Source organism: Photobacterium galatheae (assembly GCF_000695255.1).
In the GTDB taxonomy this organism is placed as follows: Bacteria; Pseudomonadota; Gammaproteobacteria; order Enterobacterales; family Vibrionaceae; genus Photobacterium; species Photobacterium galatheae.
The window spans coordinates 23,433-39,573 of sequence record NZ_JMIB01000002.1; the positions used below are offsets into that span (position 1 = coordinate 23,433).

Below are 16,141 nucleotides of genomic sequence, written 5' to 3' on the forward strand. Positions count from 1 at the left end.
ATTAATGACATTGATTGTTTCAGCAATTGTGACTGCAGGAGGTCTCATGTCCGTTGTGTCGGTTTATCGTGTAAAGCAATGGCTCAAATACAGTCAACACCCACTGGCAAAGCGCTTATTGCAACTTTGTCTGTGGCTGCGCCGATTAGAAATCCCTGCGCCGCGCCTGCTTTGCCTGCCGCTTTATCACGGTTGGAAAGTTGTGCTGACCTCAGTTCAAACCCTGACCCGGGTTTTCTGGTGGACGCCGCTGTTCAAAGGTCGTCTGACGGAGTGTGGCCCGGGCTTAAACCTGTATGGCGGCCTGCCCTTTATTTCCGGTCCGCTGAAAATCACCGTGGGACATCGCTGCCGGATCTCGGGACACACGACTTTCAGTGGGCGGGCTCATGGCTCCCGAGTGCCTGAATTGCGGGTGGGCGATAATGTCGGGATTGGCTGGCAAACCACCATTGCAGTAGGCACTCAGGTGATTCTGGGCAATAACGTCCGAATCGCCGGACGCAGCTTTCTGTGCGGCTATCCGGGTCATCCGCTTGACCCAGTCGCCCGCGCCGCCGGGCAGCCGGATACCGATTCACAAACCGGCGACATTATTCTGGAAGACGATGTCTGGCTGGGCACAGGTGTGTCTATTATGCCCGGGGTCTGTATTGGTCAGGGCACCATTGTCGCTGCCGGGAGCATAGTGACCAAAAGTCTGCCACCGGGTGTGCTGGCAGCAGGAAACCCGGCACGGGTGATCCGTCCCTTAGCCGCCCGGCTCCACCCTCAGTCCCAGATTCAGCCAGACGGAGAAAAAACAGATGCCGCATGATCTGATTGTCTTCGGTGAAGACTGGGGGGGCCTGCCTTCCAGTACTCAGCATCTGATCCAACATCTTGCGCAAGACCGGCAGGTGCTTTGGATCAATTCAATTGGCCTGCGTCGCCCGGCCCTGACTTTTCATGATCTTCAACGGGCATGGGTCAAACTGTTTGCTTCACGGGAATCCGGCCAGCAAACACAGTCCGGTATACCGGTGCCCGACAAGATGCAGATCATCAATCTGAAGACGATTCCTGCCCCGCGCTCCCAATGGGAACGAAAACTGGCCGCCTGGCTGATGCGTCGTCAATTACTTCCAATTCTCAGGCAATCCAAACTGCGCGATCCCATTTTGTGGACTTCCCTGCCCACTGCCGCCGATTTATGCGGGCAACTGAGCGAATCGGCGGTGGTTTACTACTGCGGCGATGATTTTTCTGCTTTGGCTGGTGTTGACCATCAGACCATCTCCCAACATGAGCAAACACTAGTGCATCGTGCCGACTTCATCATGGTGGCCAGCCCGGTGCTGGCTGAACAGTTTCCGGCTTCGAAAACCCGGATTCTTCCCCACGGCGTTGATTTCTCGCGCTTCAATTCACCCGTGCCGCGGGCCGCAGACTTACCGGATGACGGTCGGCCAGTCGCTGGATTTTACGGCAGCCTGTCTGAGTGGCTGGATTATCCGCTGCTGGCTGAAGTGATCAAACGCTTACCAGACTGGCATTTTGTTTTTATCGGTCAGACGCATACGGACATCAGCCCGATCGCTGCACTCCCTCAGGTTCATCTGCTGGGCCCTCGTGCGCACGACCAGTTACCGTCCTACAGCCAGCACTGGCAAGTTTCATTATTGCCCTTTGTCGATAATGCACAAATTCGTGCCTGTAACCCGCTCAAACTGCTTGAATATCTGGCCGTCGGTCAACCCGTGGTGGCGACGCCGTTTCCTGCGCTGACCCCGTTCCGGAAACTGATTCATGTGGCCAGAAACGCCGATGAGATGGTGCATGCAATTCAGCGCGCATACCAGCAATCTCCGGTGCCTCATCAGGCAAATGTTGTCGCTGACCACACCTGGCAACAAAGAGCTGCGCAGGTAAGCCAATGGCTGGAGGTCCTCTGATGCGACTGTCACACCGGTTTCTGATCATTCTGGAAGCGGCCTGGCGGCGACGTTATCTGATCGTATTGCCGATTCTTATCCTCCCGGTGTTCGGTGGCATCATTGGCACCTTCAGCCCGAAGTCCTACCGATCCCATACCAGTATGCTGATTCAGGAAACATCGAAAATGAATCCGTTTCTGGAAGATCTCGCGGTTTCAGCCATGCTGAAAGACCGCATGGACGCCTTAAAAACCCTGCTCCACAGCCGGCACATCCTTGGCGCGGTCGCTCGGGACCGAGGGCTCATTCACGATCACACCAGCGATGCCGAAGCCGATGCGGTGATTGCCCGTCTTTCTGCCGGTCTGTCCGTCAGTATGATGGGTAAAGATTTGATCCGGATTGACTACCGTTCCGGTGCTCGGGAGGGTATGAAAGAAACTCTGGATATTGTGAGCCGTCACTTCATTGAGCAAGTGCTCGCCCCTGAGCGTTCTTCCATGAAAGATTCCAGCTACTTTCTGTCGGAACACATTCAGTACCGGCGGGAAGAACTGGAAAAAGCCGAACAGGCACTTGCCAGCTATAAAAGCGAGCACATCACTGAGTTGCCCGAGTTACAGGTGTCAACCATGACGCAGTTGGGCCAGCTCAAACAGCGTCTGGCTGAAAAAGACTCCGAACTTGCCGGTGCCGTGCGGAGCCTCGGCGGTCTGGACCAGCAGTTGTCCAGAACGAATCCGGTGATTGGGCGTATTGAAGAACAAATCATCAAAACCCGTAGTGAAATCACGCTTCTCCGGGCCAGGTATACGGATCAGCATTCTGCGGTTCAGGGGTCGCTGCGTGAACTCCGAAGACTGGAAGATGAAAGGCAAAAAGTCCTGTCTGCCACGCCCACCCCGGTGAACCCTGAACAGCTCTGGGACATCGCTTCGCACAACACGGTCTCTGACAACGGACACACACAGCCGTTACTGATTTCACAGCTCGAACAGCTCCAGCTCGCCCGCAGCAAAGTCGACGCATTGCAGGAAGAAACCGCCAGTCTGAAAAACATGGTGCATGAACTGGAAGCCAAGGCGCACGCGTTCGGTAATAAAGAACAGGAACTAAAACGTCTGGAGCGGGATCTGGCCGTCAAAAGCCAGCTCTATGACGAACTGCTCAAGCGATATGAAATGGCCCGGCTCACCAGTTCTCTGGGTATTTTTGAACAGGACAAACGCATCAAAGTGATTGATCAGCCCTTTACACCCAGCAGGCCGTCGAACCTGTCTGTCATTGTATTCATTCTGTCTGGCATGGTTGGAGGCATTTTCATTGGTAGCGGCGCGGCACTGATGCTTGAACTGACGGATACATCGGTCCGAAGAAAAGATCGCCTGTCCAGTCTGACTGGCGTGCCCGTTCTTACCCGGCTGCCACCACAACCTCAGACTGCAATGACTTTAGACCTTGGTGCATCCATTGAAGAAAGACGCACAGAAAACAGCATCCCGTCGCCATAAGCGATCCCATTTTCATCTTGAGTCTCAAAATGCAAAACCCCGACCCCAGCCCTGTCTCTGAATCACATCTGAAAGATCATGAGACTTGGCAAAATGTATGGTCCGCCCCGCGAAAGCGGGGAACCAGTGACTTTTGAGGAAGAGCGACGCGGAAAATGAGAGGCAAAATGACTCTGGCAGATTCTTTTCATCTCTTGCCCTGTGGATTCCCGTCTGCGCAAAAATGGATGTAACTTGTTGATTCTGAATGATAATTTGTCGATTTCCCATCAAACAATTTGTGTTGGAAAGACAGGAACCCAGCCAGGGTTTCGAGCCTGATGTGTCGCATGAAACCACATCGATTCGCAGATGGCATAAGTTCGTAGATGACGACACAGATTCATCGATAAAGACACAGCTTCATTGATAAAAAGGACACCACTGATGGCACGGCATTTGCTCTACGAATCATAGATCACCCAGCCAGTTGAAGGTGAAGCGAATGAAGACAGTGATACAAGTTGTACAACATTTGAAGCCGGGCGGTCTGGAAGCCCTTGCTCTGGACATTCTCCGGTTTTCGGCCAATCAAGACAGCATGTATCTCCTCAGCCTTGAGGGCAACAAAACCTCAGCACTGGAACACTGGCCGAGGCTGGAAGCGGTTGCCGATAAACTGATCTTCATGGACAAAGCGCCGGGATTCAGCCCAGAGTTAATTCTTGCGCTCACCCGATTATTCCACCGTCTGAACGCCAATATTGTGCATACCCACCACATCGGGCCATTACTGTATGCCGGCCTGGCCGCAAGACTGGCAGGTGTCCCCACCCTGATTCACACCGAGCATGATGCCTGGCATCTGGCGAATGAAAAACGGTGCCGGCTGCAAAAGCTTGCGCTCACGTTTTGTCGTCCGCTTCTGGTCGCAGATGGCGCTCAGGTTGCAAGTCAGCTCTATCAACGTCTCAAACGTCGTCACGTCATGACTATTCTGAACGGCATTGATACCGAACGGTTTCGACCGGGTCGTCAGGAAAAGGCACGACAGTCTCTTGGATTACCGCAGGATGCTTTACTCATTGGGACCGCCGGACGGCTCGAACCGGTCAAACGACAATTTTTGCTGATCGACGTGCTGCCAGAATTACCCCACCACGTCCATCTTGTGATCGCAGGACAAGGCAGCATGGCCGATAAACTGTTCAACCACGCTCTCAGCCTGAACGTCACAGAACGCGTTCACTTTATGGGACTGGTGGAAGATATGCCCCAGTTTTATCAGGCGTTGGATTTATTCTGTCTGGTTTCAGCGGCTGAAGGCTATCCACTGACCCCGCTTGAGGCTCAAGCCTGTGGCATCCCCGCCGCAGTGACAGATGTGGGCGCATGCAAAGAAACTTTGTGCCCGTTCAGCGGCATCATCCTCAGTCCGGAAGACCCGCGAACACTCACATATCAATTAACAACAGCGCTCATGACGAAGCCAAGACAAAATCCCCGTCATCATATCCTGCAGCACAACGATGTCCGGAAAATGGCGCAGGCCTATGATGAACTTGGCCGTCTGGGGAAACTTCCGGCATAGAGCCGGCTTAGAGACTGCTTAGCCGCGGATTAGACGCAACGTAGAAAAAGGAACCGATATGTGGCAGCAAATCATCAGTTTTCTTACCCTGTCGGCAATCGTCTTCATCATCTATCATCATCTCGGCTATCCGTTGCTTTTACGCTGGCTGAGCAAAAACGCGTCATCCGTCAAACCACAGGTCATCAAACCGCAGGCTGTCAGCCGGGAATATCAGGACAGCGCTTCGGATGCAGATTTACCCTCGATTGCCATCTTAGTGCCAGCCTATAACGAAGCGGCCTGGATTGCAGAAAAAATCCGGAATCTCGCTGCGCTGGACTATCCCGGCAACAAGCTCAGTATCGTCATTGCCTGTGATGGCTGTCAGGATGAAACGGCCGCGCTGGCAAGGCAGGCAGCCGATGAACTGGCCTGCCGCCATCTGAACATGACTGTGATGGAATTTGCAGAGAACCGGGGAAAAGTCGCCACCATAAATGAAGTCATCCCCCTGCTGGAATGCGACCTCGTGGCCCTGAGTGATGTTTCTGCCATCATTTCCTGCGATGCATTATTGCAGGCCGCCGCCTGTTTTGCCGATCCAACGGTTGGAGTGCTCAACAGCCATTATCAGATCTACCAACCGGGCACCGACGGCGAAGCAACCTACTGGCGATATCAGGGGCGACTCAAAGCTCAGGAAGCCGCGCTGGGTGCAACATTAGGTGCCCATGGTGCTTTTTACCTGTTCCGTCATGCGCTCTTTGAACCGCTCCCGACTGATACAATCAATGACGACTTTGTGTTGCCGATGCGGATAGTTGCGCAAGGCTACCGGGCAGCACACGAAGACCAGATTATTGCTCTGGAATTGGAAGCCTCATCGGCCGCGATGGATTTCAGGCGTCGGCAGCGAATCGGCGCGGGAAACCTGCAACAGGTCGTCCGGTTAAAACAGCTGCTCAGTCCCAGATATCGGGGCGTTGCCTTTCTCTTTACTTCCGGCAAAGTCCTGCGGGTTCTGAGCGGTTATCTGATGGTGTTTGCACTGGCCGGCAGTCTGCTGCTCGCCGGTGAATCCAGCGTATTTCTCTGTCTTGCGATACTCCAAAGCGTGCTGTATCTGATCGCCATCATCACACTGATTTTCCCGGCTGTGCCGACAGGTAAACCTGGGCACACCCTCGCTTATCTGGTCAGCGGCCATGCTGCCAGCCTGATCGGTAGTCTGAAATACGCCCTGGGACTGGAAAAAGCTCGCTGGCAGCGGGTCACAGCCCTTTCAACATCAGACAGACGACCCTTTGTTATTTACGCCAACCAACACCGGAGCAGCACGATGAGTCCGATCACCGCAAAAACGAAACGCACGATGGATATCGTCATTGCCGGACTGGGACTGGCGCTTACGCTCCCCGTCTTTCCGATCATCGCACTGGCCACCAAACTGGACTCCCCCGGTCCTGTTTTCTTTCAGCAGCGACGGATAGGACAAATGCTGCCTGAGCAGACCCGAATCTTTGACATCTTGAAATTCAGAACCATGGTTGCAAACGCTGAATCCGTGACAGGTGCAATCCTGGCATCTAAAGCTGATCCCCGCATTACCCGCGTTGGTGCTTTTCTCAGAAAAACACGGCTGGATGAACTCCCCCAACTGATCAATGTGCTCCGGGGGGACATGTCCATCGTTGGCCCCCGACCAGAAAGACCGGAATTTTATCAGCAGCTCGAATCCGCCATTCCCTTTTTCACAGAACGAACTTATGGAATTTTGCCCGGGATTACAGGCTTGGCTCAAATCAACCAAGGCTACGACACCAGTATCGAAGATGTTCGCAGCAAAGTTGCTTTTGATCACAGCTATGCGCTGGTACTGGGGTCATTCTGGCCATGGTTCAGGACAGATCTGATGATCATGTTCAAAACATTCGGGATCATGCTGGGGCGCAAAGGGCAATGAATGTGATTGGCGCGATAACCGCGCTGACTCACAACGCAATTCAACTGATTCGAGCATAAGTCTCCCTAACAAGTGAACGCCACAACTTTCTCGACTCTGTGATCAACCTGACTCTTTTCTCGTGGTGCTCGTCTATGGTTGCTATGCAGATTGCGCGACTGAGGCGCTGATGTACTGCCCTTTTTAATCTGATTTTCAAGAACTTGAATAAGGGCATATCATGACAAATATTTACCAGGAGATTTGGAATGCAGACCAGTCGGGCGCTGGTGTGAAAGCAATTCTCGATAATGAACCGGGAGACCAGAGCACCGGGTTTGTTAAAGTGAACCACCAGCTTGATGCGCAGAACCGGGATTTGAAAGTTCTGACGGAAGTTGCTATCCCTGAGTCTAAAAAACAGACCTATGAATTATGCCGTGTACTTTTTGATAATTACGCGCTGGCAGAACGTGATGAAGAAACAGAAACACCGGAAGAACGTGAAGAAATCCATGACTTAGTTCATGAAATGGTTGATACCGCACCGATGCAAGTGGCCAGAGAATACGTTGCGATGACGACAGGCACCAGCATTAGCCGCGACAGATGGTACAACACCCTGATGGAAATGTGGTTCAGACGTTTTGAAATGGGAGGCGATCCGCATCTATCCGGCTTTGAACATGTCGTGGTCGGCGAACAGGAAAAAGGGAAAGTACAGGGCTATCACTTCTGGTACAAATATTACCTTGATGATGGCTTTGGCCATCTTGTTGATGGCTCTCAGGAACATTTCCCCGGCCTTCAAAAGGACCGAATTATCTATCTGGGCTCAGAACAGTCCAGCGGTCAGAAACAATATCCGGAGTCCGTGACCATTTCCTACGGTTGGAATGCGCCGGATTATGAACGCAATGCTGTTCGGCCGTTAACCAAACCCATTGGCGGCTTTTTTGTCGGCTGCAGTGTTGAAGGCTTACTGGCACTTGGAACCGTCAGAGCACACATCGGCGCAAGAGCACCAAAAACAGCCATCATCAATGATGCACTTTACGACCTTAAAGTCTTCCGCAGCGCCAATAACCGACACATTCGAACCTTCTATCCCATGTTTAAAGGCGCAGCGCAGCCTTCTGATGTGCCGACCGTACCGCATCACAATGGACCTACGGTCACTCCGACTGTAGACGGACCCGTGCGGATTATCGCAGCACTGGTGAATCCGGAAGGACACGATCCGGGCCATGAGTCGGTCACGATACTCAATACCTCACTCTCGAAAGTCGACCTGAAAAACTGGCAGCTGGTTGACCGAAATGGCAATGCCCAGGAACTCAACACCATCAGCCTAGACGGCGGTGAGTCACTTCGTATTCCACTGCAACCCAACAGCGTACAACTATCCAATAAAGGCGGAAGTATTCGTTTAGTCATGCCAAACGGAAAAGCGGTCCATACCGTCACTTATTCGAAAAATCAGGCTCAATCCGGCAGAACGATTCTGTTCTGAGATTGAGCGAATTGCTCTGCAACGACCGTATCAATCTGAACATCAAATTACCATCAGGGCCACAATGGTCCTGATGGTTTTCATGATTACCCAGCCATCGGAATCACGAATTAACCTGCACTTTCCCGGCTTTGCTTTGAATCGCTTCAATCTGTTGCTTCAACGCTGCCGGTCTGGATTGGTTGGGTGCGTTTACGGCTTGATCCAAGTACATCCAATATCCACTCTCTCAAATGATCACTATACTTGGCCCTATAACCCCATAAGAAACAGAAGGTAAGCAATGATCCTCATTACCGGGGCCAGTAGTGGACTGGGCGCTGCGCTGGCAAAAACTTACGCTCAGGATAAGCACACGTTAACGCTGACAGGCCGTCATGATGAACGGCTGCATGAGGTGGCTCAGGCGTGCCAGCCTGCCAATATTTGTACACTGACCGCTGATCTTTCTGATCCGAAAGCAGTCACCCGACTTTTTGACCAGCTCCCCGCGACACCGGAAACCATCATTTTCTGCACCGGCAGTGGCTACTTTGGCAATCTTGAGAAACAGGAACCCGATGCCATTGCCCAGTTAATGCACAATAACCTGCTGTCTGCGGCCTATTTCCTGCGTGAGGCCGTGATTCGTTATCGCAACACCCCGCTCAACATGGTGATGGTGATGTCTACAGCAGCGCAAACCGCAAAAGCCGGTGAATCAACCTATTGCGCCGTGAAATGGGGTGTCAGAGGTTTGATGGAATCCGTCCGGCTGGAACTGAAAGACAAACCCATGAATCTGGTGGGTGTCTACCCGGGCGGTATGGCCACAGAATTCTGGGCCACCAGCGGGAAAACGATGGATCTCAGCGGCTTCATGACGGCAGATGAAACCGCAACCATGCTGAAGCAGGCCCTGCAAAATGCCAAACATGGTTATATTTCGGATATCACAATCAACCGTTACTGATGGCCACACTTTTTCAGGTATCACGACTTGCCAGACTTCAGCCAGTCATGACGGCTGGCTGATGACCTGTGACCCAAGGCACAACTGCATCAAACTCTGTTTGCATACAACCGGTTAGCGTTGTTGAATTGCCTTTCGCCCCATAAGAGAAAATCACATGTCCGAATGCCACCAGCTGGTTTCTGAACTCAAAAAACAACTCAAGTTACATGGCGTGCAATATCAGGATATTGCGCGCACCCTTGATCTGAGCGAAGGCTCCGTCAAGCGATTGCTGGCTGAGGGTGGCAATTTGAGTCTGGAACGTTTAGGAAAAATCTGTCAGCTCATCGGCATGGACATGGCAGAACTTTTTCAGCTGAGTGCTACAAGTCATGCTGGTTTGCAATCGCTGACCCATGATCAGGAAAAACAACTGGTTGAAGATAAAGCGTTACTGCTGGTGGCTGTCTGTGTATTAAACGGCTATCGTTTCGCCGACATTCTGGAACAGTATCATTTTTCAGTGCCAGAGCTGATTCAGAAACTGGCGCAGCTGGACCGGCTGAAGATTATTGAATTACAGGCGAATAATCGCATCCGTCTGAAAATCTCCCCTTCCTTTTCCTGGTTAGCCGGAGGGCCGATTCAGTGCTTTTTCCAGCAGCAGGTTCAGAAAGCGTTTTTTGCCAGCCACTTCAATGAAGACGGCGAAAAACTGGTGATGACAACCGGGCTCATGTCGCTTCCGAGCAACCAGAGAATGCAGCAACGGCTTCAGAAACTGGTGAGCGAATTTTACGCAACCTGCCGGGAAGATGAAAACCTGAGTATGAATGCCCGTCATGGCACCTCGATGATTCTGGCGATTCGGCGCTGGCAGTTCCCCCTGTTCGACGAATTCAATCCAGTGCAAAAGTCATAACTGATGTAACCTGAGGTCACATCAGAAGTGACCTGAAATTTAACACTGTTCGATTCAATGAATATCCACCAAGCTTCTTTGCGTAAATTATTGTGGTCTGACCGCGAACTGCAAAGGAGGCACTCATGTCACACCATCGTTCACTCGCAAACATTGCAAAACACATGCTGTCTGTATTTCTGTTTATTGCTGTGGTTTTGTCTGTCCGGCAGCGTTAGCCAGCGGCCTGCTGAAACCGGTGAAAAGCCAGTATCAGGATTTACAAATCCAGTCCCATCACGTCAATGTGGTCATCGAAGACGGCTATGCAACCACCAGCATTGAGCAGGAATTCTTCAACCCGAACGAGACCGAGCTGGAAGCGCTCTACGCGTTTCCTGTGCCACAAAAAGCTGTGGTCGGTGAATTCATTTACTGGATCAACGGCCAACCTGTCATTGCTGAAGCCGTTGCCAAGGACAAAGCCAGAGTGATCTATAACGAGCAGAAAGATCAGGGGAACGCGACAGCCCTGACGGAAAAAAACAGCTACAAAACCTTTGAGATGCGTGTTTTCCCGGTTCAGCCGCAACAGCGGGTGAAAGTGAAACTGGTATACGTGCAGGATGCTCTGCTGGATCACGGTGTCGGACGTTATGTATATCCGATGGAAGAAGGTGGCGTAGATGAACAGGCTGAGTCTTTCTGGACCCGAAATGATCGTGTTGAAGAAACGTTCTCTTTCAATGTCACCGTCAAGTCAGCTTATCCAGTCGATGGCCTGCGGCTACCAGCCCATCCTCAGGCACGCATCAGCCAGTCCCAACAAGGCGAACAAACCATCTGGCACAGTGAAATGACCAATCAGCAATTTCAGCAACAACAGACGACTGAAACAAACGATACGCAGACCGTCAGTCGTCCCTTCAGACTGGATCAAGACATTGTGGTTTACTGGCGGCTGAAAGACGGATTACCCGGCCGTCTGGATATGATTGCCTATCGCGACCCACAGCGTAGCCCACGCGGTACAGTCAAGCTGACCTTCACGCCGGGTGATGATTTAGAAGCCATTACGCAGGGCCGCGACTGGACGTTTGTGCTGGATAAGTCAGGGTCGATGACCGGTGACTACAGCACTCTAGTCGATGGGGTCGAGCGTGGCTTGAGTAAACTGCCAACAAACGATCGTTTTCGGATCATCATGTTTGACGACAGTGCCCATCTGGCGACCAAAGGCTTTTTACCGGTCACGGCAGAAAACATCCAGACCGCCTTCGCGTCTGTTAACCGGTATCAGCCAGACGGCGGTACCAACTTATATGAGGGCATTGAGCTTGCTGTCAGCAATCTTGACGCTGACCGCCCGTCCGGCATTGTGCTCGTCACTGATGGCGTAGCGAATGTCGGGACGACTGCAAAGCGTGAGTTCCTGAAGCTGATGCAACAATACGATGTACGCCTGTATACCTTTATCATGGGCAACAGTGCCAACACCCCCTTGCTGGAACCGATGACCAAAGTCTCGAATGGATTTGCAATTTCCGTTTCGACCGCCGACGACATGCTGGGTCACCTCATGAACGTGAGCAGCAAACTGACACATCAGGCTTATCGCGATGTACAGCTTGAAATCGATGGCGTCAAAATCAAAGACCTGACCCCGAAGCAAATCAACAGCTTATATCGTGGTGAACAATTAACGGTGTTTGGTCATTACTTTCAACCGGGCAAAACCAGCATCACGCTTTCCGCCACCGTGAACGGCCAGGAACGTGAATACAAGACCGAGATCAATCTGCCTGAAAGCACTTTAATGAATCCTGAAATTGAACGGTTATGGGCTTTCTCTGCCATTCGTGATTTGGAAGAACAGATGAACTATCTGGAACAAAAAGACAGCGATAAAGAGCAGGCCATTGAATCACTGGCGGTCGAATATGGTCTGCTGACCGACTATACGTCGCTGCTGGTGGTGGAAGATGCCGTCTTTGAACAATTGGGCATCAAGCGCCAGAACAAACAGCGGGTTGAAAAAGAACAACAGGCACGCCAGCAACGAGAGAACAGCACAGCCGCATCAACCCGGGTGGATCACACACAGCCCATGTTCCATCAGTCTGCACCGAGCTATTCTCGCGGCAGTGGTGGCGGCAGTCTGAATGGTTTCGCCCTGTTTGCCCTGTTTATCCTGACCATCTGGAGAATACGACAACCACAAAACTAACCTCCAACATTTTTATTCCCTGAAGAAGCCAGCCCTGCGCTGGTTTCTTCCAGCGCATCTCAGACCTTGCTCACCTTTAAAGCATCAAAGACTTGCCACTCAACTATAATCAGCACTTCATTGAATCTTTTATTGAGCGAGCCTTTTCTGTCAATTGATGCAGTAAAGTTTCACCCCCAAAAAGTGCGGAGGTTCGGATGTCCTCAACCAAATTCAACGACATCATTGATAAGCCAACATTTTTTGGTTCCTTATTTTTACTTTTTGCCGTCACACTACCCTTGGTCTTTTTCCCGGAAGCAGGTGCCGCCTGGGTACGAAACGCCAAAGACTTCGTGACTGATCAACTGGGCGTGCTTTACCTGATCCTCGGTCTGGGTGCCTTCATCTTCATGGTTTATGTGATTTTCAGCGACATCGGACAAATCAAACTGGGGACACAGGAAGAAGACCCGGAATTTTCGACTTTTTCCTGGGCCGCCATGCTGTTTTGTTCTGGGATTGGTGCTTCCATTCTGTACTGGTCGATGATCGAATGGGCCTATTATTACCAAACACCCCCTTTCGATATTCCGGGGCAAACCCACGAAGCCGCTAAATGGGCCGTCACTTACGGCATTTTTCACTGGGGGCCACTGGCATGGTCCATCTATCTGATCCCCGCCCTGCCCATTGCCTACTTCTACTATGTTCGGAATCACAGTGTACTCAAAATCAGTGAAGCGCTGATGCCAGTGCTGGGTGATGAACGCGCCCGTGGCTGGCTGGGGAAACTCATCGATGTATTCTTTATCTTCGGCATGCTCGGCGGTGGTGCCACAACGCTGGGACTTGCAGCACCCCTGATCAATCAGGGCGTTCATGAACTGCTGGGGGTCCCCAATAATCTGTACACCCAAATCGTTGTGCTCATCATCTGTACGGCCATTTTCGGTTACAGCGCCTATGCGGGACTGAAAAAAGGGATTCAGATGCTCTCCAACATCAACATGTGGCTGGCCGTTGGCATTTTGCTGTTTATTTTTATCACGGGCCCGACACTCTTCATGTTGAATACCGGGGTCGATGCACTGGGCAGGATGATCAATAACCTGTTTGAAATGGCAACCTGGACGGAGCCATTCGCACAGTTCCGGCAGTTCCCGGATACCCACTTTCCACAGGACTGGACCATTTTCTACTGGGCCTGGTGGCTGGTATTTGCGCCGAGTGTCGGCCTGTTTATCGCGCGTATCTCCAAAGGACGTACCATCAAAGCCATGGTTGTCGGTTCCATTTTTTACGGAACACTCGGCTGCTTTCTGTTCTTCATGATCATGGGCAACTACGGCATTTACCTTCAGCTTTCGGAACAGTTAGATGTCATTTCCATCCTGAATAATGAGGGCGCAACCACGGCCATCTTTGCCATGCTGAACACGCTCGCCTTAAGCAAGCTGGTGATCTTGGCATTTACCATTCTGGCGGTGATCTTCACGGCAACCACATTTGATTCAATTTCCTACATTCTCGCCGCTGTGGTGCAAAAGGAAATTGATGAAGAACCGGCGCGCTGGAACCGGCTGTTCTGGGCATTTGCTTTATCTGTCATGCCGATTACGCTGATGTTTCTGGGTGGGCTGGATACCCTGCAAACCGCCAGTGTGATTGGTGGCGTGCCCCTGCTCATCGTCGCGTTTCTTTTGTGTGTTTCCATCATCCGCGCAGCGCACTTTGACCTGCGCTATCAACCTGATTTTGAAGACAAAGAAATCTATATCGAAGAACTGCCGGAAGATGACCCCTGGACCGAAGAGGGTTCCTGGGATCTAGAACCGCCGGAAGAACATGGTGTTTCTCATGATGATAAACCTCATGAGGAAGGGGATCCCGACAGCCATCCATCCAGACTTTAAGATGATTTTGCAAACCAACGTCAGTCCGGGCACATACCCTCCCTTTCAACCTGGGAAGTCAACATGCGTCTCCTGATTGGCCTCATTGGTGTTTTCATTGCTGGCATGGGATTAATTCTGGCCGCGGAACCGAGGCTGATTCTGGATTTTATGTCCCGACACAAAAAACGGCTCTGGCTTCACATGGTCGCTGTCGCAGTCCGCTTACTGATTGGCTATCTGCTCATTGAGTATGCAGACAGCACTGACCACCCATTACTGGTGACTGCGGTGGGTTGGTTCGCCATTATTGCCGCACTGTTCTTACTGATTCTTGGCAGGGAAAATTTTAAAAAACTCATTCGGTGGGCGGTTGAGCTGAATGATATACAGGGGCGAACAGGCGGTGTTCTCGCCGCGCTGTTTGGGGCTTTTCTGGTTTATATCGCGTTATAAAAACCGATAGCTCCTCATCAATACATCCGTAAAAACAAGCCTGAATCGTGCCGCCCGGCAGGATTTAAACTAAAGCCAATGCAAACGACTATTGCTATTTATAGACTTTGCATTTCAACGCATGAGTGCCGTATCCCCAAGTCACCCGCACCTCACCCTGCTCCTCCCAAAGACTTTCGTTACGTCCGACATATCGCAGACCCCAGTCTGTTTCTTGCTGAAACATCAGCGACACACTGTCGCCGCGTTCGGCAATCAGTGATGGCGGTTCAGTCGGATAATAGGTCGCAATCACTTCACTGCCCGGGTGATCATCGCAGCGATAAAACACGGTGCCCGTTGACTGAATCAAGGCATATTTGGCTTGTAACTCCGCAATACGGCGCTGATATTCCCCTTCAACACATTGCCTTTGATCATCGGCTTTCCAGCAGTCATTCCGGCCTTTGATCCATCCCCGCTGCTCTGCCTTCAACACCGGGGGATGTTCATTGGTCGCTTTTGCGGTTGCCTGCCGGTAAACATCAGCCAAGCGGTTATCCAAAGCAGATAACGCTTCATCCTGACAAATCAGTGCTTCCATACTACCCGTTTCAACGGCACTGCAATCAAATGAAGGCTGAGCCGATTCTGCCTGCGTATACACCAGAACACATGAGGCAATCACCGTGAAAACGACCCAGCCGACTTTCATATTTTTCACAAGTTTCCGCCTCCGGCGCTGCACTGCCCGTTACAAAATCAACTATAGGCAATAGATTTTCATTCGTCAGAAAAGTATGCAGCACAGGCAGACGAATCATTTCAGTTTACTGAGCAAGCCCATCAGTTGATTCAGTTGGGTTACCGTCATTCCCTCAGCCATGCTTTCAGCACCATGATTAAAACTGACTAAAGCATCCTGATAAATTTCCTGTCCGGTTGGTGTCAGTTTCACCAGACTGACTCTGGCATCCCGGCTGTTTTTCTCTTTTTCTACCAGATGATTTTTTTCCATCGGGTTCAGTAACCGAGTCACGCCGGAAGCGGTTAAGCCCACCGCTTCCGCCAGTGCGACCCGGCTCATCGACTGACCCGAAGTTTCACTGAGCTGATGCAGCACAAAAAACTCAGACACACTGATCCCGTGAGCACTCAGCTTCCGGTCGATGCTTTTCATCATTTGAGTATGGATTAAAGTCAGTTCCATAAACAACTGACCCTGTAGATTCATTGAAGACATACGTCTCTCCTTGCTGGTCAATACTTGATAACTCAAGTATTGATCAACAATTAGTGCGTTATCAAGCAATTTTTCAAGCTTCTAAGGAAATTC

13 protein-coding genes are annotated in these 16,141 nt (G+C 51.3%); 11 read left to right on the top strand and 2 right to left on the bottom strand.

The window, feature by feature from the left end:
* Positions 1–46: 46 nt before the first annotated feature.
* The 11 genes from EA58_RS00530 to EA58_RS00580 all read left to right on the top strand — a co-directional run bounded on the left by EA58_RS00530 (position 47) and on the right by EA58_RS00580 (position 14,826).
* Complete coding sequence (locus tag EA58_RS00530; RefSeq protein WP_036747665.1) at positions 47–817, top strand: acyltransferase; 771 nt, start codon at positions 47–49, stop codon at positions 815–817.
* Entirely contained in the window at positions 807–1,934 is a 1,128-nt protein-coding gene (locus tag EA58_RS00535) for a glycosyltransferase (protein WP_036747666.1), read from the top strand. Before EA58_RS00530 ends, EA58_RS00535 begins: the two co-directional genes overlap by 11 nt.
* Entirely contained in the window at positions 1,931–3,427 is a 1,497-nt protein-coding gene (locus EA58_RS00540; RefSeq protein WP_036747890.1) for a GumC family protein, read from the top strand. Before EA58_RS00535 ends, EA58_RS00540 begins: the two co-directional genes overlap by 4 nt.
* 484 nt (positions 3,428–3,911) lie before the next feature.
* Positions 3,912–4,997 (top strand): glycosyltransferase, encoded by a 1,086-nt coding sequence (locus EA58_RS00545; protein ID WP_036747669.1) that lies wholly within the window; start codon positions 3,912–3,914, stop codon positions 4,995–4,997.
* 58 nt (positions 4,998–5,055) lie between these two features.
* Positions 5,056–6,942: a sugar transferase gene (locus EA58_RS21930; protein ID WP_036747671.1), complete on the top strand. Its 1,887-nt coding sequence runs from the start codon at positions 5,056–5,058 to the stop codon at positions 6,940–6,942.
* A gap of 220 nt (positions 6,943–7,162) precedes the next feature.
* Entirely contained in the window at positions 7,163–8,434 is a 1,272-nt protein-coding gene (locus tag EA58_RS00555) for a lamin tail domain-containing protein (RefSeq protein ID WP_036747674.1), read from the top strand.
* A gap of 283 nt (positions 8,435–8,717) precedes the next feature.
* Positions 8,718–9,386, top strand: a complete 669-nt coding sequence (locus EA58_RS00560) for an SDR family NAD(P)-dependent oxidoreductase (protein WP_036747676.1) — start codon at positions 8,718–8,720, stop codon at positions 9,384–9,386.
* Positions 9,387–9,543: 157 nt separating this feature from the next.
* Entirely contained in the window at positions 9,544–10,290 is a 747-nt protein-coding gene (locus EA58_RS00565; protein WP_036747677.1) for a helix-turn-helix domain-containing protein, read from the top strand.
* 175 nt (positions 10,291–10,465) lie between these two features.
* Entirely contained in the window at positions 10,466–12,496 is a 2,031-nt protein-coding gene (locus tag EA58_RS00570) for a VIT and vWA domain-containing protein (RefSeq protein WP_081819508.1), read from the top strand.
* Between the two features lie 197 nt (positions 12,497–12,693).
* Complete coding sequence (locus EA58_RS00575) at positions 12,694–14,391, top strand: BCCT family transporter (protein ID WP_036747679.1); 1,698 nt, start codon at positions 12,694–12,696, stop codon at positions 14,389–14,391.
* Between the two features lie 63 nt (positions 14,392–14,454).
* Positions 14,455–14,826 carry a hypothetical protein gene (locus tag EA58_RS00580; protein WP_036747681.1) on the top strand — a complete coding sequence of 124 codons (372 nt, stop codon included), beginning with the start codon at positions 14,455–14,457 and terminating at the stop codon, positions 14,824–14,826.
* Positions 14,827–14,920: 94 nt separating this feature from the next.
* Here the strand turns inward: EA58_RS00580 and EA58_RS00585 are convergent, their stop codons facing one another.
* Together EA58_RS00585 and EA58_RS00590 are read right to left on the bottom strand one after the other, a co-directional pair.
* On the bottom strand, positions 14,921–15,520 hold the full coding sequence (locus EA58_RS00585) for an MliC family protein (protein WP_036747683.1): 600 nt from the start codon (positions 15,518–15,520) through the stop codon (positions 14,921–14,923).
* Between the two features lie 105 nt (positions 15,521–15,625).
* Entirely contained in the window at positions 15,626–16,048 is a 423-nt protein-coding gene (locus tag EA58_RS00590; RefSeq protein WP_051641807.1) for a MarR family winged helix-turn-helix transcriptional regulator, read from the bottom strand.
* Between the last annotated feature and the right edge of the window lie 93 nt (positions 16,049–16,141).